The sequence below is a fragment of the Streptomyces sp. NBC_00726 genome, from assembly GCF_045161735.1.
Lineage (GTDB): Bacteria > Actinomycetota > Actinomycetes > Streptomycetales > Streptomycetaceae > Streptomyces.
This window is the reverse complement of record NZ_CP108983.1, coordinates 2,017,129-2,040,860: the sequence shown is the minus strand read 5'-3', so window position 1 is coordinate 2,040,860 and position 23,732 is coordinate 2,017,129. Positions and strand designations below refer to the sequence as shown.

Here is a 23,732-nt window from a genome sequence, read left to right as displayed (position 1 = left end):
CCCGGGCCCTACGCGCCGTCGCGGATCGCCGAGATCTTCCCGGTCGCGAGGTCCGAGCGCACGGTCAGATAGGTGTACGTGGGGTCCTGGGGCGATCCCCAGGTGAGCCGGACCGTGGACCAGGTGTGCCCGGCGCCGCTGTGGCCCGCGGTGACCAGGTGGTCCGAGGGGACGTCCTGGGCGAGGAGCACGCCGTCCGCGTGGTTCGACGCCTCCCAGCGGGCGAGGCGTTCGCGCAGCTCGGGGGTGAGGTAGAAGCCGCGCAGCGCGGTCGCGAGGTCCCCGCCGTCCTCGGCGGCCACCGCGTCGATGTACGCGCTGTAGAAGTCGTCCACCAGCCGGGACTCCTGGGTCACGGTCTCGTCGGTGACCGTCGCCCCGGCCGTCGCCTCGCGCGGGGCGTCCGCGGCGGCCGGCACGGCGGCGGGCACGGCGACGGCGGCGGCGAGGAGCGCGGAGGCGAGCAGCGTACGACCGGCGGTGCGCCGGGCGGCGGAGCGGGTTCGGGTCATGACGGTTCCTGCCTTTCGTGGTGGTCTGTCCTGTCGGGCTCCATGGTGAGCCGCCCTCGCCCCCGCCGGTGCCGGGCCCGCCGGATGCAACCTCCGGATGGCCTCCCGCGTCGTACGCAGGTACAGGCATATGCGCCCAGGTGTCGGGTAGAGGCGCGGATGTTCGATGAGGTGGTGGGGCTGCTGTGACCAGAGGGACCGAAGGACACGCCCGGGGCGCGCGGCGAGGGCTCCGCCGCCATGCCGTGGTCCTCGCCCTGGCCACCGCCCTCGCACTGGTGACCGGCGGGGCGGTCGCGGGGAGCGCGGACGCCGCCTCGGCCTGCGCGGGCCGCCCGAGGAAGACGGTGAAGTTCGCGACGGGCGAGCTGCGTGTCTACAAGTCCCGCGCCTACGCCTGCGTCACCGCCGTGGCCGTGAAGCCCGGCAGGCGCCGCCCCATGTCCGTGACCATCCAGCCGCGCGGCGGCCTCCCCGTCACGGACAGCGGCCGCTTCACCCGGCTGGCGGGCCCGGTGACCGTCCACGCCCTGAACCGCTGCGTGCGCGTCTCCGGCACCGTCGACGGCAAGGGCGCCCGCACCGGCTGGATTCTGTGCTGACCGGGTGACGGTTCCCGGACCCGGGCAAGGTGGTCTGGTCGTACGTGTGTTGCCCCGCTAGGTTCACCGCGTCAGCTGTGGACCAAGAGGCGTCTCGCGGGACTCCGGAGGCGGCTCAGGGGAGGACACGCATGCGTAAGGCGTTCAGAGGAATCCTGTCGCTCGCCGTGCTCATCGGCACCGTGAGTGCGACGGGTGCCTCGGCCGGGGCGGCCACCGCCGCCGTACCGGCCCCGCTCGGCACCGCCGTGAGCGACAGCGGAACGCGCACGGACATCAGGGACCGCATCCTGGCCATCCCGGGAATGAGTCTCATCGAGGAGAAGCCCTACGCGGGCTACCGCTACTTCGTCCTTAACTACACCCAGCCCGTCGACCACCGCCACCCGGCCAAGGGAACGTTCCAGCAGCGGATCACCCTGCTGCACAAGGACACCTCGCGCCCCACGGTGTTCTTCACCAGCGGCTACAACGTCTCCACCAACCCCAGCCGCTCCGAGCCCACCCGGATCATCGACGGCAACCAGGTGTCGCTGGAGTACCGCTACTTCACCCCGTCGCGCCCCTCGCCCGCCGACTGGTCGAAGCTGGACATCTGGCAGGCGGCGAGCGACCAGCACCGGGTGTTCACCGCGCTCAAGCGGATCTACGCCAAGAACTGGCTGACCACCGGCGGTTCCAAGGGCGGCATGACCGCCACCTACTACGAGCGCTTCTACCCGAAGGACATGGACGGCGTCGTCGCCTATGTCGCCCCCAACGACGTGGTGAACAAGGAGGACTCGGCGTACGACCGGTTCTTCGCGAGGGTCGGCACCAAGGAGTGCCGGGACAAGCTGAGCGGCGTCCAGCGCGAGGCGCTGATCCGCCGGACGCCGCTGGAGCAGAAGTACGCGCGCTACGCGGCCGACAACGGCTACACCTTCGACACGGTCGGCTCGCTGGACAAGGCGTACGAGGCCGTCGTCATGGACTACGTGTGGGCGTTCTGGCAGTACAGCCTGCTCGCCGACTGCGACGGTCTCCCGGCCGACGCGAAGAAGGCGACCGACCAGGAGATCTGGGACTCGGTCGACGCGATCTCCGGCTTCTCCGCCTACGCCGACCAGGGCCTGGCCAACTACACCCCGTACTACTACCAGGCGGGCACCCAGCTCGGTTCGCCCGACATCAAGCAGCCCTGGCTGGGCAAGCTCAGCCGCTACGGCTACCAGCCGCCGCGCAGTTTCGTGCCGCGCTCCATCCCGATGAAGTTCCAGCCGTGGGCGATGCGGGACATCGACACCTGGGTGAAGCACCACGCCACCCACATGCTGTACGTCTACGGCGAGAACGACCCGTGGGGCGCGGAGCGCTTCCGGCTCGGGGCGGGCGCCCGGGACAGCTACGTCTTCACCCAGCCCGGCGGGAACCACGGCTCCAACGTCGCCGGTCTCGCGCCCTCGGAGAACGCCACGGCCACGGCCGCGATCCTGCGCTGGGCGGGTGTCGCCCCGGCCGCCGTCCAGCAGGACGAGTCCAAGGCGAAGCCGCTCGCGAAGTTCGACGCACGGCTCGACAACAAGGACCTGACGACCGACCACCGCCTCGGCTTCCGGCGCCCGTAGGGCATGGAGCGGCCCGCGCCGGAAGCCTCCGGCGCGGGCCGCTTCCGGGTCAGGCCGTCGTCGTACGCAGCTGGGTGAGCGCGACCGCCTGGCTCGCGGCGAACAGCGCGATGTCCACGGCCACGGACAGGATCACCAGCACCGAGAGCACGGGGACGGCGGCCACCGCCAGCGCGGCGACGAGCAGGGTCGCCGCGATATTGGCGGTCAGCACGATCCGCAGCGCGCGCGGCTGCGGCAGCTTCACCCGCATCCACTCCACCGCACCCGCCCACCCGACGACCGCTGCCCCGGCCGCGACGATCAGCGGCAGGGGCAGCGGGACGGCGGACGCGGTCGTGGGCGCGGTCAGGGCCACGACGGCCCCCATGACCAGGCAGTACAGAGCATCGAGGCGGAGACTGAGCATTCCTAACCGCTGTGGTGTCATACCACCGAGTCTAAGCGGACACGCCCTAGTACCTCAGCCCGTATCCCACCGGATACAGCACCTTCGACGGGTCGTCAGCCCGCTGCACCGGGACCGGAAGCCGGCCCTCCGGCCGGGCCCGGCCCGCGATCACTCGGGCCGCCGCGCGCAGTTCGACGTCGGTCCAGGAGTACGCGGCCAGATGCGCCTTGTGCCCGGTGCCCGCCAGCTGCGCGATGTCGTACGGATTGCGGATGGCGAGCGTGATGACCGGGACGCCCGTCGCGGCCAGCGCGCTGACCAGGGTCCGCTGCGAGCTGGTCGCCGAGACGTTGTACGTCCCCACGACCACCGCGTCCTTGCCCCGCGCGGCCGCCACCGCCGCGTCGATGGCCGCCTGGGTGGGCGCGGTCCCGGTGGACAGCGCGGTCGCGGCGAAGCCCAGCTCGTCGAACGCCTCGGCCAGCGTCGTCGTCGGCGGGCCCGTGGTGCCCGAGGGCGAGGCCGGGTCGGCGCCCACCACCAGCAGGTTCCGGTGCGAGCGGCGCGACAGCGGCAGCAGCCGGCCCTCGTTGGCCAGCAGGGTCGTCGTGTGCTCGGCGATCCGGTCGGCGGCGGCCAGATGCGCCCGGGTGCCGACCGTACGGTCCACCCCGCGCCCGGAGACGTACGGCTGCTCGAAGAGCCCCAGCTTCGTCTTCAGGCGCAGGATGCGCAGGATCGATTCGTCCAGCCGGGCCTCGCTGACCTCACCGCTTTTGACGGCCGCCAGCAGCGCGTTCCACGAGACCTCCAGGCTTGGCGGGTTCAGCAACTGGTCCACGCCGGCCTGGAGCGCGAGCACCGGCACCCGGTCGTCCCCGTACTTCGTGCGCACGCCCTCCATGCCCAGCGAGTCGGTGACCACGACCCCGTCGTAGCCCAGCTCCTCGCGCAGGATGCCGGTGAGGATCGGCTTCGACAGGGTCGCCGGGTCCTCGGCCGGGTCGAGCGCGGGCACCACGATGTGCGCGGTCATGATCGAGTCGATGCCCGCCGCGATGGCCGCCCGGAACGGGGGCGCGTCCAGCTCCGCCCACTGCTCCCGGGTGTGGCCGATGACCGGCAGGCCCGTGTGGCTGTCGGTGCTGGTGTCGCCGTGGCCCGGGAAGTGCTTGGCCGTGGAGGCGATCCCGGCGCTCTGATACCCCTTCACCTGGGCGGCGACCATCCCGGCCACGGACTGCGGGTCCGCGCCGAAGGAGCGCACGCCGATGACCGGGTTGGCCGGGTTCACATTGACGTCGGCGTCCGGCGCGTAGTTCTGGTTGATGCCGATCGCCGCCAGCTCGGCGCCCGCGATCTGCCCGGCCCGGCGGGCGTCGGAGCGCGAACCGCCCGCGCCCAGCGCCATCGCGCCCGGCATCAGCGTGGCCGGCTCGCCGACGCGGCAGACGATGCCGTGCTCCTGGTCGGTGGAGATCAGCAGCGGCACGCGGGACGGGCCCGCCAGGCCCGCGCGCTGGATGCCGTTGGAGAGCTCGGCGATCTGGTGCGGGTCGCGGGTGTTGTGCGCCCAGGCGAAGTAGATGATCCCGCCGACGTGGTACTTGGCGATCATCTCGGCGGCCGTACGCACCCCGATCTCGGCGAGGTTGGCGTCGATGTCGGCCTGGTCGGGGTCGGTGGCGGAGTGCCCGTAGACCCGCATGACGAAGAGCTGGCCGACCTTCTCCTCCAGGCTCATCCGGGAGATGAGCCGCTTCAGCCGCCGGGTCGTGGCGGCGGAGGTGTGACCGCTGTGCGCGGAGCCCCGGGAGGCGGCGGCCTCCGGGGCGGCCGCCATACCCGCCGCGGCGGCGACCGCGGTGGCGGCGGTGGCGGTGAGGAGGGTGCGTCTGGAGGTGCGGTGGGGCACGTGAGCTCCTTCGGCCGTTCTCGGTGACGAGGGGGTGAAAGAAACTTCCAAGGAGCACGGATATCCAGAAAATAACTTCCGGTCAAGGGTGCGGGCTGTTTTCCGCGCGTCCCTTCCGGTTCGTCGCGTGTCGTCACGCGTCCCGGAAACGGTGCCTGCCTGAGACCGCTTACTGCTTGGGCGCGCCCAGCCGCAACAGGTGCTCGCGCCCCGCGCCCAGCAGCCCCGGCAGCTCCGCCGCCTCCGGGTACCACCGCTTCTCGTACTCCCAGCAGACCCAGCCGTCCGGCTCCAGCGTGTCCAGACACGCCCGCAGCGGCAGCACCCCGGCCCCGAGTGCGAGCGGCGTGGTGTCGTCCGCCGACGCGATGTCCTTCACCTGTACGTAGCCGAGGTGCGGGGCCAGCACCGCGTGACTGGCCACCGGCTCCTCGCCCGCCAGCCAGGTGTGCATGACGTCCCACAGCGCACCGACGCTCCGGTGCCCCACCGCCCCGGCCACCCGGGCCACGTCGGCCCCCGCCCGGTGCGAGTCGTGCGTCTCCAGGAGCAGGCGTACGCCCAGGCCGGCGGCGTACGGAGCGGCCGCCCCGAGCCTGCGCGCGGCGGCCGCGTCGGCCTCCACCGGGTCCCGGTCGCCGCCCCCGGGGAACACCCGGACAGAGGGCGCGCCCAGGTCCCGGGCCAGCCCGGCCAGCGCGGCCAGCTCCGCCAGGACCGGCCGGTCATCACCCTCGGCGGCGACCATCGCGTACCCCGCGATGCCCAGCACCTCCACCCCGCCGCGCTCGAACACGCCGCGCGCGGCGGCCCGTTCGGACGCCCCGAGCCCCAGATGCACCGGCTCCTCCGGGTGTGCCCGCAGCTCGACCCCCTGGTAGCCGTTGCCGGCGGCCAGCCGGACGACCTCGGCGATGGGCAGCCCCGGCACCCCGAGGGTCGAGAAAGCGAGCTTCACGTGCGTGTTCCTTCCGTCGTTCCGTGCCGCCGCCGCGCCTTACGAGAGGTGGGCGCCCTGACCCGTACCCCGCCCTCCGGCCCTCACCCCCGGGGCGCCGCCGTCGACCCGCGCACCATCAGCTCGGCCGGGATCAGCGCGATGCCGCCCGGCGGCGGGTCCTCCTTGCCCATGGCCAGCCGGCCCGCCCGTGCCCCCGCCTCGACCAGCGGCAGCCGTACCGTCGTGAGGGCCGGGACCACGTCCACCGAGAACGGCAGATCGTCGAAGCCGGCCACGGAGATGTCCTCCGGGATGCGCAGTCCCCGGTCGCGGACCGCCGCCGCCGCGCCGAGCGCCACCGTGTCGTTCGCGGCGACGACCGCCGTGATCTCCGGTTCGCGGCGCAGGAGTTCGACCGTGGCGTCGTAGCCGGAGCCCCGGTCGTACGAGCCGTGCACGGTCAGCCGGTCCTCGTCCCCGGCGGCCCCCGCCGCCCGCATCGCCTCGCGGTGACCGGCCAGCCGGTGGCGGGTGGTGGTCCGTTCCAGCGGGCCCGCGACATAGCCGATGCGGCGGTGGCCCAGGGAGAGCAGATGGGCGGTGAGGCGCCGGGCGCCGCCCTCGTTGTCGAAGGCCAGCGCCGCCACCACGGACGCCCCGTCCGGCAGCGGGGGCCGCCCGCAGAGCACCACCCGGGTCCCCGCCTCCGCGAGCTTCGCCAGCTTCGCGGCCATCGCCAGCTGGTGCTCCGGGTCCTCCACCGCGCCCCCGGTGAGGACGACGGCGGCGGCGCGCTGGCGCTGGAGCAGGGTGAGATAGGTCAGCTCGCGGGCGGGGGAGCCGCCGGTGTTGCAGACGACCGCCAGTTTCTCGCCGCCCGCCCGCCCCGACCCGTCGCCGGGCCCGCCGATCTCGGTCTGCGCGGCGCCCGCCATGATCCCGAAGAACGGGTCGGCGATGTCGTTGACGAGGACGCCGACCAGGTCCGAGGTGGCCGCCGCAAGGGCGCTGGCCTGCCCGTTCAGCACATAGTCCAGGTCGTCCACGGCGCGCAGAACCCGTTCCCGGGTGGACGCCGCCACCGGGTAGTTGCCGTTCAGCACACGGGAGACGGTGGCCGGGGACACCCGGGCGCGGGCCGCCACGTCCGCCAGGGTGACTGTCATCGCTTTCCTCCGTGGCCGGTGACCGATTGACGGGCCCCCTCTTGTCCGGGCCGCTGTCGGCAGGCTAGCGTCATCCCGCATAGAAAGCGCTTGCTACGGCTGTACGGAGGGACCTTTCGTGACACGCAGGACAGTGCGCATCGCCATGAACGGCGTGACGGGACGCATGGGATACCGGCAGCACCTGGTGCGCTCGATCCTCGCGATCCGTGAGCAGGGCGGCCTCGACCTCGGTGACGGCGACGTGCTGTGGCCGGAACCGGTCCTCGTCGGCCGCCGCGCCCACGCCCTGGAGGAGCTGGCCGCCCGGCACGGCCTGACCGAGTGGTCGACCGACCTGGACGCGGTCCTGGCGGACGACACCGTCGACATCTACTTCGACGCCCAGGTCACCCGGGCCCGGGTCGAGGCGATCAAGAAGGCCGTCGCCGCCGGCAAGCACATCTACACCGAGAAGCCCACCGCCACGGACGTCCAGGGCGCCCTGGACCTGGCCCGGCTGGCCCAGGAGGCCGGCGTCAAGCACGGCGTCGTGCAGGACAAGATCTTCCTGCCGGGCCTGCTGAAGCTGAAGCGCCTCATCGACGGCGGCTTCTTCGGCGAGATCCTGTCCGTGCGCGGCGAGTTCGGCTACTGGGTCTTCGAGGGCGACTGGCAGGAGGCGCAGCGCCCGTCCTGGAACTACCGCGCGGAGGACGGCGGCGGCATCGTCGTGGACATGTTCCCGCACTGGGAGTACGTGCTCCACGAGCTGTTCGGCCGGGTCACCACGGTCCAGGCGCACGTCCAGACCCACATCCCGGAGCGCCGGGACGAGCGCGGCGAGCCGTACGCGGCCACCGCCGACGACGCCGCCTACGGCACCTTCCAGCTGGCCGGCGGCGCGGTCGCCCAGATCAACTCCTCCTGGGCGGTCCGGGTCAACCGCGACGAGCTGGTCGAGTTCCAGGTGGACGGCACCCACGGCTCCGCCGTCGCGGGCCTGCGCAACTGCCGCGTCCAGCACCGCTCGGCCACCCCGAAGCCGGTCTGGAATCCGGACCTGCCGGTCACCGAACCGTTCCGCGACCAGTGGCAGGAGGTCCCGGACAACGCGGTCTTCGACAACGGATTCAAGGCCCAGTGGGAGCTGTTCCTCCGCCACATCGTGCTGGACGAGCCCTACACCTGGGATCTGATGGCGGGCGCCCGAGGTGTGCAGCTCGCGGAACTGGGCCTCAGGTCCCACGCGGAGGGCCGCCGCCTGGACGTCCCCGAGCTGTCCCTGTGACCCGCCGCCGCCCTCCCGTCGCCCAGGAGCCGTCACCGTGACCATCCATCTCCCGCAGGGCCCGTACGAACCCCGGGCCACCCCGCTCGACCTCACCCCTACGGGGACGCCGCTCGCCTCCCGTACGGTCTTCTCCGCCGCCCATGTCGTCGCCGACCCGTACGCCGACGTGACGCCCGACTCCCCGGCCGCCGTCGACTGGGACGCCACGCTCGCCTTCCGCCGCCACCTCTGGGCGCACGGGCTCGGCGTGGCCGAGGCCATGGACACCGCGCAGCGCGGCATGGGCCTGGACTGGGCGGGCGCCGAGGAGCTGATCCGCCGCTCGGCCGCCGAGGCGAAGTCGGCCGGCGGGCGGATCGCCTGCGGCGTCGGCACCGACCAGCTGCCGCCCGGCCCGGCGACGCTCGCCGAGGTGCGCGCGGCGTACGAGGAACAGCTCGCCGTGGTCGAGGAGAGCGGCGCGCAGGCCATCCTGATGGCCTCCCGCGCGCTCGCCGCCGCCGCGCGGGGCCCCCAGGACTACCTGGAGACGTACGCGCATCTGCTGCGCCAGGCCACCGAACCGGTCGTCCTGCACTGGCTGGGTCCGATGTTCGACCCGGCGCTCGAAGGCTACTGGGGCTCCACCGACCTGGACCTGGCCACCGACACCTTCCTCCAGGTCATCGCGGAGCACCCGGACAAGGTCGACGGCATCAAGATGTCGCTGCTCGACGCCGACCGCGAGATCGATGTACGCCGCCGGCTGCCGGGCGGGGTCCGCTGCTACACCGGGGACGACTTCAACTACCCGGAGCTGATCGCGGGCGACGACCGGGGCTTCAGCCACGCGCTGCTCGGCATCTTCGACCCGCTGGGCCCGCTGGCCGCGCACGCGGTACGGGTGCTGGACACCGGTGACACGAAGGGCTTCCGCGAACTGCTCGACCCCACGGTCGAGTTGTCCCGGCACCTCTTCCGGGCACCGACCCGCTTCTACAAGACGGGCGTTGTCTTCCTCGCCTGGCTGGCCGGCCACCAGGACCACTTCACGATGGTCGGCGGCCTCCAGTCGGCCCGCTCGCTCCCGCACCTGGCGAAGGCGTACGAACTCGCCGACGGGCTCGGCCTGTTCCCGGACCCGGATCTCGCGGAGTCGAGGATGCGCGCGCTGCTGACCGTGCGGGGAGGCACCCGATGAGCGACGGCCGTCTCTCCATCAACCAGGAGACCATCAAGCAGTGGTCGCTGCCGGAGCTGGCCGAGGGCTGCGCGAAGGCGGGCATCGACAAGGTCGGCCTCTGGCGGGCCCCCGTGCAGTCGTACGGGGTCGAGGCGACGGCCCGCCTCGTCGCCGACCACGGCCTGACCGTCACCAGCCTGTGCCGGGGCGGCTTCCTCACCGCCAAGGACCCGGCGGAGCGCGCCCGCGCCCTGGACGACAACCGCGCCGCGCTGGACGAGGCGGCGGGCCTCTCCACGGACACCCTGGTCCTCGTCTCGGGCGGCCTCCCGGAGGGCAGCCGCGACCTGTACGGCGCCCGCGAGCGCATCGCGGACGCGCTGGCCGAGCTGGCCCCGTACGCGGCGGAGCGCGGGGTGCGGCTGGCCATCGAGCCCCTGCACCCCATGTTCGCCTCGGATCGCTGCGTGGTCTCGACGCTCTCCCAGGCCCTGGACCTCGCCGAGCGCTTCCCGGCCGAGCGGGTGGGCGTCGTCGTGGACACGTACCACCTCTGGTGGGACGACCAGGCGCCCGCCCAGATCGCCCGGGCCGGCGCGTCGGGCCGCATCCACTCCTTCCAGCTCGCGGACTGGATCACCCCGCTCCCGGCCGGCGTCCTGCTCGGCCGGGGCCAGCTCGGCGACGGCAGCGTCGACTTCCGCTTCTTCCGCGAGGCCGTGGAGGCGACGGGCTTCGACGGCCCGGTCGAGGTGGAGATCTTCAACGAGGCCCTGTGGGCGCGCGACGGCGCGGAGGTCCTGGCGGAGGTGGCGGCCCGCTACGCCGAGCACGCCTGCTGAGTCCGCCGCCCCGGGGCCCGCCTGTGCGGTGCGGGTCCCGGGGCCGGGACAGGTCCTACTGGGGCGGTGCCTCGATGGTGACGGGCTGCCCGAGGTCGTAGAAGTGCTGGACGTACGTGTTCGACTTGCCGGCCGTGTTCGACGTGTTCTGTACGCCCACCGGGGTGCCGTCGTCGTCCACCCACACGATGTACTCGACCACCTCGGAGCCCTGGTAGTCGAAGTGCCGGGCGTTGGTCACGCGCCACGCCTCGACGTCCTTGCCGTTCTCCAGGGAGATCAGCGCCTTCTCGGTGTCCACCTTCCAGGTCGCGAACGAGCCGACCAGGTCCGGGATGCCCTGCGGATCGGAGACCGTCCGGTACTTCTTCCCCAGCTCGGCGTCGACCGCCTCCTTGGAGTCGCTCTTCTCCCAGGCCCCGTCGGACTTGATCCACTCCTCGCCGCCGATCGAGACGTACGAGTTCGCGGCCTTCTTCCCGTCCGCCCCGTCGACGTCCCCCGCCAGCGCGGGGTCGTCCCCGACCCGGAACCGCGTGGTGCCCGACCGGTCCCCGACGAGCAGATTCTCCGTTCCGGTCCCGTACGCGGCGAACGCGGCGGACAGGCAGCCGGCGAAGTCCTTCCCGGCCAGCGTCGCCTCCGACTTGAGCCCGAGGCTCTGGCACTCGGCGGGCTCGGCGTACGGAGTGGCGGACGCGGACGGGCTCTCCGCCGGTGCGGGGGAGGAGGCGGCGGCCGGGGACGAGGCCGCCGGTTCCGCTGCGTCGGAGTCGGAATCACCGGACGAGCAGCCCGTAAGAAGGGCCGCTCCGGCGGCGGCGATCGCGATGGCCGATATGAGGTGCTTCGATCTACCCATGTCCCGGATGCTATCGGGACGTTGGGGGAGGCGGTCCGGGCCCTACACCCCGGCGACGGACCCGCAGGTGATCGTCCCGTCGACGGTGATCGGCTCCCCGCTGAGGTCGGTCGGCCCGAGCGTCAGCCCGTCCACGTTGACGACCCAGGTGTCCCCGCTCTTGAACCCGGAGACCCCGGACCCGGCGCTCTGCACATAGCCGGTGCCGTCCTTCGTGGTGAGCGTGGACATCGCCTTGTCCCCGCTCAGGACGGCGGTGAACGAGGGCTTCGCGGGCGCCCCGCTGTCGGCGCTGTCCGGCGCGGTGACGGCGGTGAGCTTCCCGTCCATCACGGCACAGCCCACGCTCTCGATGACAACTTCCCCACTGGCCCCACCGCTGTACGTGAGCTTCGCGGACCCCTTGCCCCCCTTGGAGACCGCCGCCCCGCCCTTGCCGCCGGGGGCGCTCGTCCCCGACTCCCCGTCGTCCGACGAACACCCGGTGAGGACGACCCCGACAGCGGCAAGGCCGACAAGAGACAAGCTCAGCGCACGGGACCCGGACACGCGACACCCTTTCGACCACCTGACGGAAGTGTCACCGTACAGCCGCCCAACGAGCGGACGACACCGCTCCGGGCCCGGCTCAGCCCCCGAAACGCCCGTCCTTGACCGCACCGACGAACGAGGCCCAGCCGCCACCGGAGAACACGACGGCGGGGCCATCGGCGGCCTTGCTGTCACGGACGGGCACGGAGGCGTGGCCGCGCGCGGCTTCCAGGCAGTCACCGTTGTTGCCACCGCTGTAACTGGACTTGAACCATCCGGTCAGGGCCCGGGAGTCAGCGTAGGGGCGGGTGCTGCTGTGCATTTTCGTGCTCCTCTGCGATGGCCCGGATGAGATCGATCGAAGTCCGTTGGGACGCCGCGTCACTCAGGGCGAGAGTGTAGGACTCCTGGCAGGCGGCCACCAACGCCGGATCATCGATCAGATTTCCTGTCTGAAGTCCCTCTACGTACGCGAGTGGAGGGCCGTCCGCGAAGTCGAGCACGTAGAGCGCGCTCTCCATGAGCGCGTGGGCTCCTACGGCAAAGGGCAGTACGTGCAGGCGCAGGCGCCCGGAAGCTGCCATGTCCGCGATTTTGCGCAGTTGCTCCGCCATGACCTGCGGGCCACCGACGCTCCGTCGGAGCGACGCTTCATCGAGAAGCGCCCAGACCACCGGACGCTCCGACTCCGCGAGCATCCGGCCGCGCTCCAAGCGGTTGACGACGAAGGTGTCAAGCTCGTCCGGCTGGTAGTTGGTTCTGTACGCCTCGAAGACGGCACGGGCGTACGGGCCGGTCTGGAGGAGCCCGGGGATGAGCGACAACCCGTACAGGCGCACCTCGGTGGCCTGCTGCTCCAACTCGGCCACGTGCGCGAAGTACTGGACGAACTTCGAGTCCAGGTCCTCAAGCCACCGTACGAAGAACCCGCCCGTGTTCAACGCCCGGTCGATCCTCGCCGCGTCCTCCGGGCTCGGCAGCCGCCGCCCCGCTTCCCAGTGGCTGATCAGCGTGGGCGAGCAGACCACGATCTCGCTCAGTGCCTCCTGCGTCAGCCCCGCCGCGACGCGTCGCAGCCGCAGCTCCTCGCCGTACTTCTGCCGCGGCGAACGCGGCGCCCGTTTCGTGGCCATGCGGCTCAACTCCCCGTCTTGACGTACTCGCTGTCATCCCCGACCCCCTGGCAGCGTAGCGACGCGTGACCCCACTCTGTGATGGGTTCGCTACAGAACGCAGGGCCCCCGGAAGGAAGCAGGCAGACGTGAAGGAAAACGACGCGCAGACGATCAGGCTGCTGCCCTGGGCGGGCCAGGGCGGCAAGCCCTGTTACGTCCTCGGGGACGGCAACGGCTACGTCTCGCGGCTGGCCGACGACATCGAGAGCGTCCAACTCGGCATGGCCGACGACCTGCTGGGCCACGCGGCCGACCTCCTCGCCGACCAGAAGGTGACCGGACCGGAACTGCACTTCCTGGCCAGCCGCCTGACCGAATCCCTCCGGGACGTCAGGCGCGTCGCGGAAAGCCGGGGCTCCCGGACGGCGGCGGCGTCACGGCAACACCCCGACCAGCCGTAGCGGCAACGCTATCCGCTCGGTCGCCATGCGCTCACCGTAGCGCCGCCCGGCGCCCACGCACCGCTGTCGCACCCACCCGGTACCGTCGCGCCATGGCCTCCCCACCGCACACCCCCGACCTGGCCGTCCTGGAAGGCGTGCTCGAACGGATCACGTATGCCAACGAGGAGAACGGCTACACCGTCGCGCGCGTCGACACCGGGCGGGGGAGCAACGACCTGCTCACCGTCGTCGGGTCGCTGCTCGGCGCGCAGCCCGGGGAGTCGTTGCGGATGGAAGGGCGTTGGGGGTCCCACTCGCAGTACGGCAAGCAGTTCCACGTCGAGAACTACCGGACGATCCTCCCCGCCACGATCCAGGGCATCCGGCGCTACCTCGGCTCCGGGCTGATCAAGGGCATCGGGCCGGTGATGGCCGACCGGATCACCACCCACTTCGGCGTGGACACGCTGGACGTCATCGAGCGGGAGCCCAAGCGGCTCATCGAGGTGCCCGGCCTCGGGCCCAAGCGGACGAAGATGATCGCGGCCGCGTGGGAGGAGCAGAAGGCGATCAAGGAGGTCATGGTCTTCCTCCAGGGCGTCGGCGTCTCGACGTCCATCGCGGTGCGGATCTACAAGAAGTACGAGGACGCCTCGATCTCCGTCGTGAAGAACCAGCCCTACCGGCTGGCCGCCGACGTCTGGGGCATCGGCTTTCTGACCGCCGACAAGATCGCCCAGGCGGTCGGCATCCCGCACGACAGCCCGGAACGCGTGAAGGCGGGCTTGCAGTACGCGCTGTCGCAGTCCACCGACCAGGGCCACTGCTTCCTGCCCGAGGAGCGGCTGATCGCGGACGCGGTGAAGCTGCTCCAGGTGGACACCGGGCTCGTCATCGAGTGCCTGGCGGAGCTGGCCGGGGAGCCGGAGGGCGTCGTACGGGAGAAGGTGCCGTCGCCCGAGGGCGGGGACCCGGTCACGGCGGTGTATCTGGTGCCGTTCCACCGGGCGGAGATCTCGCTCGCCGCCCAGGTGCGACGGCTGCTGCGGACCCCGGAGGACCGGTTGCCGGCCTTCGCGGACGTGGACTGGGACAAGGCCCTGAAGTGGCTCGCGGGGAGGACGGGCGCCAAGCTGGCGCCCGAGCAGGAGGCCGCCGTGCGGCTCGCGCTGACCCGGAAGGTCGCCGTGCTGACCGGCGGCCCCGGCTGTGGCAAGTCGTTCACGGTCCGGTCCATCGTGGAGCTGGCCCGGGCCAAGCAGGCCAAGGTCGTGCTGGCCGCGCCCACCGGCCGGGCGGCCAAGCGGCTCTCGGAGCTGACGGGCGCCGAGGCGTCCACCGTGCACCGGCTGCTCGAACTGAAACCGGGCGGCGACGCGGCGTACGACAAGGACCGCCCGCTGGACGCCGATCTGGTCGTCGTGGACGAGGCGTCGATGCTCGATCTGCTGCTCGCCAACAAGCTCGTGAAGGCGGTGGCACCGGGTGCCCACCTGCTGCTCGTCGGCGATGTGGACCAGCTGCCGTCCGTAGGGGCGGGCGAGGTGCTGCGGGACCTCCTCGCCGAGGGCGGCCCCGTGCCCGCGGTCCGGCTGACGACGATTTTCCGCCAGGCCCAGCAGTCGGGCGTCGTCACCAACGCGCACCGCATCAATTCCGGCGTACCGCCGCTCACTCAGGGGCTCAGTGACTTCTTCCTCTTCGTGGCGGACGAGACGGAGGACGCCGGAGTGCTCGCGGTGGACGTCGCGTCCCGCCGTATTCCGGCCAAGTTCGGGCTGAACCCGCGCCGGGACGTCCAGGTGCTCGCGCCGATGCACCGGGGCCCGGCCGGGGCCGGACATCTCAACGGTCTGCTCCAGCAGGCGATCACCCCGGGCCGGCCGGACGTGCCGGAGAAGCGGTTCGGCGGCCGGGTCTTCCGGGTGGGGGACAAGGTCACCCAGATCCGTAATAACTACGACAAGGGCGAGAACGGCGTCTTCAACGGCACCGTGGGCGTCGTCACCGGCCTTGACCTGGACGAACAGCGGCTGACGGTCCTCACCGACGAGGACGAGGAGATCGGCTACGACTTCGACGAGCTGGACGAGCTCGCCCACGCGTACGCCATGACGATCCACCGTTCCCAGGGCAGCGAGTACCCGGCCGTCGTCATCCCCGTAACGAAGAGCGCCTGGATGATGCTCCAGCGGAATCTGCTCTACACCGCCGTGACCAGGGCCAAGAAGCTCGTCGTGCTGGTCGGCTCGCGGCAGGCGATCGGCCAGGCGGTCCGCACGGTTTCCGCAGGCAGACGCTGTACGGCACTGGATCACCGGCTCCGCGGAGGGGGTGACGGAGGATCGTCGGTAAAAATGATCGATCAAATCGGTGGGAAACATCACGGAGGTCTTCCGGAACCGGAGTCAAGGGGGCAGGATGGCTAAGTTCGCGGCACTCAGTGCCGCGAGTAGGTCCAATGGACGACCCCGAGTGCACTCTCCTGAGCCAAATGGGGGAGGGTGGAGACAGTCAGGGAACCTCGAAGAAGAGGCACTACGTCGGTGAGGGATGACGTGAGCGAGCACACCAACAACGCTGTGGTACTGCGGTACGGCGATGGCGAGTACACCTACCCGGTGATCGACAGCACCGTCGGCGACAAGGGCTTCGACATCGGGAAGCTCCGGGCGAACACCGGCCTGGTGACGCTGGACAGCGGATACGGCAACACCGCTGCCTATAAATCGGCCATCACCTACCTCGACGGCGAGCAGGGCATCCTGCGCTACCGCGGCTACCCGATCGAGCAGCTCGCGGAGCGCTCGACCTTCCTTGAGGTCGCGTACACGCTGATCAACGGTGAGCTTCCCAAGGTCGACGAGCTGTCGACCTTCAAGAACGAGATCACCCAGCACACGCTGCTGCACGAGGACGTCAAGCGGTTCTTCGACGGCTTCCCGCGCGACGCCCACCCGATGGCCATGCTGTCCTCGGTCGTCAGCGCGCTGTCCACGTTCTACCAGGACAGCCACAACCCGTTCGACGAGGAGCAGCGCCACCTCTCGACCATCCGGCTGCTCGCCAAGCTCCCCACCATCGCCGCGTACGCGTACAAGAAGTCGATCGGTCACCCGTTCGTCTACCCGCGCAACGACCTGGGCTACGTCGAGAACTTCCTGCGCATGACCTTCTCGGTCCCGGCCCAGGAGTACGAGCTGGACCCGGTCGTCGTCTCGGCGCTCGACAAGCTGCTCATCCTGCACGCGGACCACGAGCAGAACTGCTCGACCTCCACCGTGCGCCTGGTCGGCTCCTCGCAGGCGAACATGTTCGCCTCGATCTCCGCCGGCATCTCGGCGCTCTGGGGCCCCCTGCACGGCGGCGCCAACCAGTCCGTCCTGGAGATGCTGGAAGGCATCCAGGCCAACGGCGGCGACGTCGACTCCTTCATCCGCAAGGTGAAGAACAAGGAGGACGGCGTCCGCCTGATGGGCTTCGGCCACCGGGTGTACAAGTCCTTCGACCCGCGTGCCAAGATCATCAAGGCCGCCGCGCACGACGTGCTGTCCGCCCTCGGCAAGTCCGACGAGCTGCTGGACATCGCGCTCAAGCTGGAGGAGCACGCGCTCTCCGACGAGTACTTCGTCTCGCGCAACCTCTACCCGAACGTGGACTTCTACACGGGTCTCATCTACCGCGCGATGGGCTTCCCGACCGAGATGTTCACCGTGCTCTTCGCGATCGGCCGGCTCCCCGGCTGGATCGCCCAGTGGCACGAGATGATCAAGGAGCCCGGCTCCCGCATCGGCCGCCCGCGCCAGATCTACACCGGCGAGGTCCTGCGTGACTTCGTCCCGGTCGAGGGCCGCTGAACGCTCCCTTCCGCATCACCCCGGCCCTGACTGACCGCCGGACCCGCGCCCCTGTACGCCGCGCCCTCGCCCCGAGCGACGCGGCGTACGGGGGTGTCGTGCGTTCCGGGGGAGTGCGTGGGGGCGTACGCCGGGCGCGCGCGCCGGTCCGGGAGCGCTCCCGCGTGAAAGAGAGAAGCGCCTCGCCATCGATCCCCCCACGGGCCGACAGCGAGGCGCTTCCCATGTCCCGGAGCGGATTCCCCCCACGGGATCCGGCCGGGCGTTCGGTGGGAGCCGTAGCTCCTGAGCTGGGTGCCTCGGTACTGCTTGTCCTGCTCACTGCGCTGTGGTCTGCCGGGGTACGTACCGACGGGAGGGCCGCTCAAAGCTCCCCGGTGTACGTGCCCCGGCCCACTCTTGCCCGGAGCATCCCCCAAGATGCTCCGTCGGACGTCCCCCAAGACATCCTTGGCATCGCACTCTAAGACTTACGAACCCATCGAATGGTTACCCTGAAACCGATGTGATCTGAATCTCATTGTGGAAATTACGTGAAGGACCGCAGGCGCAGGCTGTTCGTCACGACGAAGACCGATGAGAACGCCATCGCCGCTCCGGCAATCATAGGGTTGAGCAGCCCAAATGCCGCAAGGGGTAGGGCGGCCACGTTGTAGCCGAATGCCCAGAAAAGGTTGCCCCTGATGGTGGTGAGGGTGCGCCGGGAGAGGCGGATGGCGTCTGCTGTCACCTTGAGATCTCCACGAACCAGGGTCAGGTCGCTCGCCTCGATCGCGGCGTCCGTGCCGGTGCCCATCGCCAGGCCCAGGTCGGCGGTGGCCAGAGCGGCGGCGTCGTTGACCCCGTCGCCGACCATGGCAACGACCCGCCCCCGCTCCTGAAGACCCCGGATGACGTGCGCCTTCTCCTCCGGCAGCACCTCGGCCCGGACCTCGTCGATCCCGGCCTCGGCCGCGACCGACTCCGCCACGGCCCGGTTGTCACCGGTCAGCAGGATCGGTGTGAGGCCGAGATCCCGGAGCGCGGCGACGGCCTCCGCACTGGTGTCCTTGATCGCGTCGGCGACTTCCAGGACCGCGCGCGCCTCACCGTCCCAGCCGGCCGCGATGGCCGTACGCCCTTGAGCGGCGGCGTCCGCGACGGCGGCGGCCAGAGCCTCGGGGAGGGCGATCCCGGCCTCGGTGAGCAGCCGGGGGCGGCCGACGAGGACGGTGTGACCGTCGACGGTGCCCCGGACGCCGAGGCCGGGGACGTTTGCGAAGTCCTCGGGGGTGGGAAGGGCGGCGCCGGTGCGTTCGGTGGCTCCGGCGGCGATGGCTTGGGCGATGGGGTGTTCGGAGGAGTGTTCCAGGGAACCGGCGAGGCGGAGGACGTCGGATTCGGTCGTTCCGGGGGCCGTGTGGACGGCCTGGAGGGTCATCCGGCCCGTCGTTACCGTGCCTGTCTTGTCCAGGACGATCGTGTCGACGCGGCGGGTGGATTCCAGGACCTCGGGGCCCTTGATGAGGATGCCGAGCTGGGCGCCGCGCCCGGTGCCGACCATGAGCGCGGTCGGTGTGGCGAGGCCGAGGGCGCAGGGGCAGGCGATGATCAGGACCGCCACCGCCGCCGTGAACGCGGCCGTCGTGTCGTCGGTGGCCAGCAGCCGGCCGATGAGCGTGGCGAGGGCGAGCAGCAGGACGACCGGGACGAACACCGCCGAGATCCGGTCCGCGAGGCGCTGCACCTCGGCCTTGCCGTTCTGCGCGTCCTCGACCAGCCGCGCCATCCGGGCCAGCTGGGTGTCGCCGCCGACGCGGGTCGCCTCGACCACGAGGCGGCCGGAGACGTTGAGCGTCGCGCCGGTCACCGTGTCGCCGGCGCGCACGTCCACGGGGACGGACTCGCCGGTGAGCATGGACGCGTCCACGGCCGAGGAGCCCTCGACCACGGTGCCGTCCGTGGCGATCTTCTCGCCGGGGCGGACGGTGAAGCGGTCGCCCACGACGAGCCGGGCGACGGGCACGCGGACCTCGGCGCCGTCGCGCAGGACGGTCACGTCCTTGGCGCCGAGGTGCATCAGGGCGCGCAGCGCGGACCCGGCCCTCCGCTTGGACTTCGCTTCCAGATAGCGGCCCAGCAGGATGAAGGTGACGACGCCCGCCGCGACCTCCAGGTAGATGGTGGACGAGGCGTCGGACCGGGAGGCTGTCAGCTCGAAGCCGTGCCGCATGCCGGGCATCCCGGCGTCCCCGAGGAACAGCGCCCACAGCGACCAGCCGAAGGCGGCGAGCGTCCCGACGGAGACCAGGGTGTCCATGGTCGCCGCGCCGTGCCTCAGATTGGTCCAGGTGGCCCGGTGGAAGGGCAGCCCGCCCCAGACCACGACGGGCGCGGCCAGGGTGAGCGAGAGCCACTGCCAGAAGTCGAACTGGAGGGCGGGGATCATCGCCAGGGCGACCACGGGGGCGGCGAGCACGGCGGAGACGATGAGCCGCTGCCGGAGGGCGGCGAGGGTCGGGTCGGGGGTGTCTTCGGGGTGCGGCGGGGCTTCCGGTTCCGGTCGGGGCGCGCGGGGGGTGGGCTGCGGGGTGTCGGCGGTGGCGGGCTGCGGAGCCTGCGCGGCCTCCGGGGTGGCGGCGGGCCCGGGGGCCCGTACGGCCGCCCCGGGCAGCGGCTTCGCCGTATAGCCGGTCCTCTCCACCGTAGCGACAAGATCGCTTACGGAGACGGCGGCGCCGTCGTAGCTGACGCGGGCCTTCTCCGTGGCGTAGTTCACGGTGGCCGTGACGCCGTCCATCCGGTTGAGCTTCTTCTCGACACGGGCCGCGCACGAGGCGCAGGTCATGCCGCCGATCGCGAACTCGGCCCGGGAGGGCTCCGCCTCCGTCGCGCTGTGGGTGTCCGATGCGCTGTGCATGTCCGAGCTCCTGGAACGCCGACCGGGCCGTACCCCACCAGTATCTGCTGGTCGGTGCGGCCCGGCCGGGACGGGTGTCGCGGTGGGTGGTCCCGGGGCGGTCAGGCGCGCCCGGTGAGCTCGTAGCCCGCCTCGTCCACGGCGGCGTGTACGGCCTCGTCGTCCAGGGGGCCCCGCGAGACCACGGTCACCTGCCCGGTGGACGCCACGGCCTTCACGGAGGTGACACCCTCGATGGCGGAGACCTCCTCGGAGACGGCGCCCTCGCAGTGCCCGCAGGTCATGCCGGTCACCTGGTAGACGGTGGTCACGCCGGACTGCCCGGCGTCGGCGCCCGCGCTGTCGTGGCAGGAACCGCTGGGCGAGCAGCAGGAGCCGGTCGCCTGGGGGAGCTGGGTCTCGGCGGTCATGGTGTTCTCCTCTTCGACGGGCACACGGGGCGGAGCGACGCACACCGGTGCGCCTCCACGATCCCCACTTTATACCCCTAGGGGGTATGACGCGAGCGAGGCCCGGCCGCCGTGTCGTCGGGGATCATGGGTTCGAGGTACCGCCGGAGGACCGTCTTGACCTCGCGGATGTACGCCTCCCGCTCCTCGCCCTCGTGCGCCATGATCACGTCCAGCCCGGACTTGAAGATGTTGAAGATCATCGTGGCGATCCGGGTGACCTCGGCGGGCGGCCGGTCCGGCAGATATCCGGCGAGGATCGTCTCGACCTGGCCGAGCATCGTGGTGTGCACGGCGTCGTGGTCCTCGGAGGGCATGCCCGGGATCTCGGGGCCGTGCATCAGGACCGTGAAGGCCGGGTTCGCGCAGTTGAACTCGATCAGCGGGTCGAGGGTGGCGTCGAGCATCCGGTCCAGCGGGAGTTCCGGCCGGTCGGCGAGGAGCGCGGCCCCGTAGGTCTCCCGCCAGCGGGCCAGGAGCTGGTCGCCCAGCTCGACCGCGATGGCCTCCTTGTTGGGGAAGAACTGGTAGAGCGTGCCGGGCGAGACCCCGGCCTCGCGCGCGATGGCGTTGGTGCTCGCCGCGGTGTAGCCGGTCGTGCAGAACACGTCGGCGGCGGCCTTGAGCAACTGTGCGATACGGGCCTCGCCCCGGGCCTGCCGCCTGCGCGGCCGGGCGGGGGCGTCGGCCTTGCCGGTGGTCCCGGCGCCTTCGGCGGCCCCGGCGTCTTCGGAGCCCGCCGCTCTGGACTGCGACACGGTGAATCCCCAGCTTTCGTGCACGGTTGACAAACACGAGCGGTCACTCGCATTCTGGAGAAACGCGAGCGATGACTCGTGTTTGCCAGTGTAGGTGGCAATGACTGATCCATGCTGCCCTGTGCGGCTGCCTCGTGCTGCCGCCTCGCGGGCCCGGATCCGGGGAAAAGGGGACATCGCACCATGCCTGAAGTCAACGGCCCGCAGCGACTGGGGGGCTGGACGCGCTTCGTCACCGCGCGTCCACGGCTCTCGCTGCTGGCGGCTCTGGTGATCACCGCGCTCGCGGTCCTCGCGGGCAGCGGGGTCGCCGACCGGATGGGCAGCGGCGGCTGGCAGGCCCCGGACGCCGAGTCGACCTACGCCACGAAGGCGCTGGAGCGCGAGTTCCCCGCCTCCCAGCCCAATCTGCTGCTGCTCGTCGACAGCGGCGGCGCCTCCGTGGACGACCCGGCCGTGGCCGCCGAGGCGGCGCGCCTGGCCGAGCGGCTGGCCGGTGAGGCGGATGTCGTGGGCGTCCGCTCCTACTGGCAGGATAAGGCGCCCGCGCTGCGCGCCGAGGACGGCGGGGAGGCGCTGATCGCCGCCCGGATCGAGGGCGACGACAAGGCGTCGGGCGAGGTGCTGGACCGGATAGCCCCGCACTACCGGGGGAAGCACGGCCCGGTGAGCGTCTCGCTCGGCGGCCCGGTGGCCGTGCAGCACGAGATGCAGACGATCATCCAGGACGACCTGCTGCGGGCCGAGACGATCGCCCTGCCGGTGACGCTGGTGCTGCTCGTCATGGTCTTCGGCAGCGCCATCGCCGCCCTGCTGCCCCTGGGCGTGGGCATCGTCGCCATCCTGGGGACCAACGCGGTGCTGCGCGGCATCACCGAGTTCACCGACGTCTCCGTCTTCGCCCAGAACCTCACCACGGCACTCGGGCTCGGACTCGCCATCGACTACGCCCTGTTCATCGTGCGCCGCTTCCGCGAGGAGCTGGCGGCCGGCGCCCCGACCAGGGACGCCATCGGGACGACGCTGCGCACGGCGGGCCGGACCGTGCTGTTCTCCGCGCTGACCGTCGCGGTGTCGCTCGCCGCGATGCTGGTCTTCCCGCAGTACTTCCTGCGCTCCTTCGCCTACGCCGGGATCGCCGTGGTGCTCCTCGCCGCAGCGGCCGCGCTGATCCTGCTGCCGGCCGCGCTGATGCTCCTCGGCCCCCGGGTCAATGCGCTGGACCTCCGGAAGCTGCTGCGGCGGGGCCGCGCGAAGCCGCGGCGGGAGGGCGGTGCGGGGTGGGCCCGGTTCACCGCTCTGGTGATGCGCAGGGCCCCGGTCTTCGCGGTGGTCACGAGCGTCGGGCTGGTCCTTCTCGGACTGCCCTTCCTGGGCGTCAGGTTCGGCACGGCGGACGACCGGCAGCTGCCCGCCTCCTCCGAGTCCCATGTGGTGCAGCAGCACCTGCGGGACGGCTTCCCCGGCAGCCCCGGCGGAAGCCTGGACATCCTGGCGGAGGGCGAGGCGACTCCCGCCCAGTACGCCGAGTACCGCGGCAGGCTCGCCGCGCTGCCGGGGGTGCTCCGGGTGGACGGGCCGGTCACGGAGGGGCGCAACGCCTACTTCAGTGTGCTGGGCAAGGGCGAGCCGGTGGGGGAGGAGACCCAGCGCCTGGTGAAGGACCTGCGCGCCGAGCCCGCCCCCTTCGACACCTCCGTGACGGGCACGGCGGCGGTCCTGGTCGACTCCAAGGCCGCCATCGGTGACCGGCTGCCGTGGGCGGTGGGCATCATCGCCGTGGTGACGCTGCTGCTGGTGTTCCTGCTGACCGGCAGCGTCCTGATCCCCGTACAGGCCGTCGTGCTCAACGCCCTCAGCCTCACCGCGATGTTCGGGGCCGTCGTCTGGGTCTTCCAGGACGGCCATCTGTCCGGGCCGCTCGCCTTCACCAGCACCGGCGACATAGAGACGACGCTGCCGGTGCTCATGTTCTGCGTCGCCTTCGGACTCTCCATGGATTACGGGGTGTTCCTGCTCTCCCGGATCAAGGAGGAGTACGACCGCACCGGCGACCACGAGCAGGCGGTCTCCTTCGGACTGCGGCGCACCGGCGGGCTGATCACCGCGGCGGCCGTGATCCTGGCGGTCGTGATGGTCGCCATCGGCACCTCGCGGGTTACCAACACCAAGATGCTCGGCCTCGGCATCGCGCTCGCCGTGCTCATGGACGCGATGGTGGTCCGCAGCCTGCTCGTCCCGACGGTCATGAAGCTGATGGGCCGGGCGAGCTGGTGGGCGCCCGCACCGCTGCGGAGGTTCCACCAGCGGTTCGGCCTGAGCGAGGGCGAGCCGGGTCGGCCGGAGGCGCCGGAATCCATACCGGAGCGGGACGCCGAGGCGGAACGGGTGCCCAGCGGAGCGTGAGC

General features: G+C 71.4%; 21 protein-coding genes. 9 read left to right on the top strand and 12 right to left on the bottom strand.

The features are described 5' to 3' along the window. Positions 1-8 precede the first annotated feature (8 nt). Positions 9-512, bottom strand: coding sequence for a hypothetical protein (locus OG338_RS09005; protein WP_405936818.1), 504 nt, complete (start codon positions 510-512; stop codon positions 9-11). Positions 513-697: 185 nt separating this feature from the next. On the opposite strand from OG338_RS09005, the gene OG338_RS09000 reads away from it, so the two are divergent. Next, complete coding sequence (locus OG338_RS09000) at positions 698-1,114, top strand: hypothetical protein (protein WP_405936817.1); 417 nt, start codon at positions 698-700, stop codon at positions 1,112-1,114. 131 nt (positions 1,115-1,245) lie between these two features. Further along, a complete protein-coding gene (locus tag OG338_RS08995) occupies positions 1,246-2,721 on the top strand; it encodes a S28 family serine protease (RefSeq protein WP_405936816.1) in 1,476 nt (491 codons plus the stop codon). Positions 2,722-2,770: 49 nt separating this feature from the next. Here OG338_RS08995 and OG338_RS08990 read toward each other — a convergent pair whose 3' ends face one another. The 4 genes from OG338_RS08990 to OG338_RS08975 form a co-directional block, all read right to left on the bottom strand. Beyond that, a complete protein-coding gene (locus tag OG338_RS08990) occupies positions 2,771-3,130 on the bottom strand; it encodes a hypothetical protein (protein ID WP_405936815.1) in 360 nt (119 codons plus the stop codon). Positions 3,131-3,176: 46 nt separating this feature from the next. Further along, on the bottom strand, positions 3,177-5,027 hold the full coding sequence (locus tag OG338_RS08985) for a glycoside hydrolase family 3 protein (protein WP_405936814.1): 1,851 nt from the start codon (positions 5,025-5,027) through the stop codon (positions 3,177-3,179). Between the two features lie 169 nt (positions 5,028-5,196). Continuing rightward, positions 5,197-5,985, bottom strand: coding sequence for a sugar phosphate isomerase/epimerase family protein (locus OG338_RS08980; protein ID WP_405936813.1), 789 nt, complete (start codon positions 5,983-5,985; stop codon positions 5,197-5,199). A gap of 83 nt (positions 5,986-6,068) precedes the next feature. Continuing rightward, positions 6,069-7,133: a LacI family DNA-binding transcriptional regulator gene (locus OG338_RS08975; RefSeq protein WP_405936812.1), complete on the bottom strand. Its 1,065-nt coding sequence runs from the start codon at positions 7,131-7,133 to the stop codon at positions 6,069-6,071. 118 nt (positions 7,134-7,251) lie between these two features. Between OG338_RS08975 and OG338_RS08970 the strand changes: the two genes are divergently transcribed. Genes OG338_RS08970 through OG338_RS08960 form a run of 3 tightly spaced genes read left to right on the top strand, consistent with a single transcriptional unit; the run spans position 7,252 to position 10,410 of the window. Then, the gene (locus tag OG338_RS08970; RefSeq protein ID WP_405936811.1) at positions 7,252-8,403 is read left to right on the top strand and encodes a Gfo/Idh/MocA family protein; all 1,152 of its coding nucleotides are present in this window, start codon (positions 7,252-7,254) and stop codon (positions 8,401-8,403) included. A 37-nt stretch (positions 8,404-8,440) separates the two neighbouring features. After that, complete coding sequence (locus tag OG338_RS08965; RefSeq protein WP_405936810.1) at positions 8,441-9,586, top strand: dihydrodipicolinate synthase family protein; 1,146 nt, start codon at positions 8,441-8,443, stop codon at positions 9,584-9,586. After that, a complete protein-coding gene (locus tag OG338_RS08960) occupies positions 9,583-10,410 on the top strand; it encodes a sugar phosphate isomerase/epimerase family protein (protein ID WP_405936809.1) in 828 nt (275 codons plus the stop codon). Before OG338_RS08965 ends, OG338_RS08960 begins: the two co-directional genes overlap by 4 nt. Positions 10,411-10,465: 55 nt before the next feature. Here the strand turns inward: OG338_RS08960 and OG338_RS08955 are convergent, their stop codons facing one another. The 4 genes from OG338_RS08955 to OG338_RS08940 all read right to left on the bottom strand — a co-directional run bounded on the left by OG338_RS08955 (position 10,466) and on the right by OG338_RS08940 (position 12,936). Beyond that, positions 10,466-11,272: a hypothetical protein gene (locus OG338_RS08955; protein WP_405936808.1), complete on the bottom strand. Its 807-nt coding sequence runs from the start codon at positions 11,270-11,272 to the stop codon at positions 10,466-10,468. A 42-nt stretch (positions 11,273-11,314) separates the two neighbouring features. Next, the gene (locus OG338_RS08950; RefSeq protein ID WP_405936807.1) at positions 11,315-11,821 is read right to left on the bottom strand and encodes a hypothetical protein; all 507 of its coding nucleotides are present in this window, start codon (positions 11,819-11,821) and stop codon (positions 11,315-11,317) included. Between the two features lie 79 nt (positions 11,822-11,900). Next, entirely contained in the window at positions 11,901-12,125 is a 225-nt protein-coding gene (locus tag OG338_RS08945; protein WP_405936806.1) for a DUF397 domain-containing protein, read from the bottom strand. Next, positions 12,097-12,936, bottom strand: a complete 840-nt coding sequence (locus OG338_RS08940) for a Scr1 family TA system antitoxin-like transcriptional regulator (RefSeq protein ID WP_405936805.1) — start codon at positions 12,934-12,936, stop codon at positions 12,097-12,099. The genes OG338_RS08945 and OG338_RS08940 overlap by 29 nt, the downstream gene beginning before the upstream one ends. 128 nt (positions 12,937-13,064) lie before the next feature. Between OG338_RS08940 and OG338_RS08935 the strand changes: the two genes are divergently transcribed. From OG338_RS08935 to OG338_RS08925, 3 genes are all read left to right on the top strand, one after another. Continuing rightward, positions 13,065-13,379 carry a hypothetical protein gene (locus OG338_RS08935; RefSeq protein WP_405936804.1) on the top strand — a complete coding sequence of 105 codons (315 nt, stop codon included), beginning with the start codon at positions 13,065-13,067 and terminating at the stop codon, positions 13,377-13,379. 92 nt (positions 13,380-13,471) lie between these two features. Beyond that, positions 13,472-15,790 carry an ATP-dependent RecD-like DNA helicase gene (locus OG338_RS08930; RefSeq protein ID WP_405936803.1) on the top strand — a complete coding sequence of 773 codons (2,319 nt, stop codon included), beginning with the start codon at positions 13,472-13,474 and terminating at the stop codon, positions 15,788-15,790. Between the two features lie 129 nt (positions 15,791-15,919). Then, positions 15,920-17,218 (top strand): citrate synthase, encoded by a 1,299-nt coding sequence (locus OG338_RS08925; protein ID WP_405936802.1) that lies wholly within the window; start codon positions 15,920-15,922, stop codon positions 17,216-17,218. Positions 17,219-17,747: 529 nt separating this feature from the next. Here OG338_RS08925 and OG338_RS08920 read toward each other — a convergent pair. The 3 genes from OG338_RS08920 to OG338_RS08910 all read right to left on the bottom strand — a co-directional run bounded on the left by OG338_RS08920 (position 17,748) and on the right by OG338_RS08910 (position 21,324). Next, positions 17,748-20,117: a heavy metal translocating P-type ATPase gene (locus OG338_RS08920; RefSeq protein ID WP_405936801.1), complete on the bottom strand. Its 2,370-nt coding sequence runs from the start codon at positions 20,115-20,117 to the stop codon at positions 17,748-17,750. Between the two features lie 101 nt (positions 20,118-20,218). Further along, positions 20,219-20,527, bottom strand: a complete 309-nt coding sequence (locus OG338_RS08915) for a heavy-metal-associated domain-containing protein (protein WP_405936800.1) — start codon at positions 20,525-20,527, stop codon at positions 20,219-20,221. 77 nt (positions 20,528-20,604) lie between these two features. Next, the gene (locus OG338_RS08910) at positions 20,605-21,324 is read right to left on the bottom strand and encodes a TetR family transcriptional regulator (protein ID WP_405936799.1); all 720 of its coding nucleotides are present in this window, start codon (positions 21,322-21,324) and stop codon (positions 20,605-20,607) included. Between the two features lie 183 nt (positions 21,325-21,507). Between OG338_RS08910 and OG338_RS08905 the strand changes: the two genes are divergently transcribed. Next, positions 21,508-23,730 (top strand): MMPL family transporter, encoded by a 2,223-nt coding sequence (locus tag OG338_RS08905; protein ID WP_405936798.1) that lies wholly within the window; start codon positions 21,508-21,510, stop codon positions 23,728-23,730. Positions 23,731-23,732 lie beyond the last annotated feature (2 nt).

What these genes read in the sequence shown, in the direction of transcription:
- OG338_RS09005 (WP_405936818.1), bottom strand. Translation starts at nt 512, where the DNA reads ATGACCCGAACCCGCTCCGCCGCCCGGCGCACCGCCGGTCGTACGCTG.
- OG338_RS08995 (WP_405936816.1), top strand. Translation starts at nt 1,246, where the DNA reads ATGCGTAAGGCGTTCAGAGGAATCCTGTCGCTCGCCGTGCTCATCGGC.
- OG338_RS08990 (WP_405936815.1), bottom strand. Translation starts at nt 3,130, where the DNA reads ATGCTCAGTCTCCGCCTCGATGCTCTGTACTGCCTGGTCATGGGGGCC.
- OG338_RS08975 (WP_405936812.1), bottom strand. Translation starts at nt 7,133, where the DNA reads ATGACAGTCACCCTGGCGGACGTGGCGGCCCGCGCCCGGGTGTCCCCG.
- OG338_RS08960 (WP_405936809.1), top strand. Translation starts at nt 9,583, where the DNA reads ATGAGCGACGGCCGTCTCTCCATCAACCAGGAGACCATCAAGCAGTGG.
- OG338_RS08955 (WP_405936808.1), bottom strand. Translation starts at nt 11,272, where the DNA reads ATGGGTAGATCGAAGCACCTCATATCGGCCATCGCGATCGCCGCCGCC.
- OG338_RS08945 (WP_405936806.1), bottom strand. Translation starts at nt 12,125, where the DNA reads ATGCACAGCAGCACCCGCCCCTACGCTGACTCCCGGGCCCTGACCGGA.
- OG338_RS08940 (WP_405936805.1), bottom strand. Translation starts at nt 12,936, where the DNA reads ATGGCCACGAAACGGGCGCCGCGTTCGCCGCGGCAGAAGTACGGCGAG.
- OG338_RS08930 (WP_405936803.1), top strand. Translation starts at nt 13,472, where the DNA reads ATGGCCTCCCCACCGCACACCCCCGACCTGGCCGTCCTGGAAGGCGTG.
- OG338_RS08920 (WP_405936801.1), bottom strand. Translation starts at nt 20,117, where the DNA reads ATGCACAGCGCATCGGACACCCACAGCGCGACGGAGGCGGAGCCCTCC.
- OG338_RS08915 (WP_405936800.1), bottom strand. Translation starts at nt 20,527, where the DNA reads ATGACCGCCGAGACCCAGCTCCCCCAGGCGACCGGCTCCTGCTGCTCG.
- OG338_RS08905 (WP_405936798.1), top strand. Translation starts at nt 21,508, where the DNA reads ATGCCTGAAGTCAACGGCCCGCAGCGACTGGGGGGCTGGACGCGCTTC.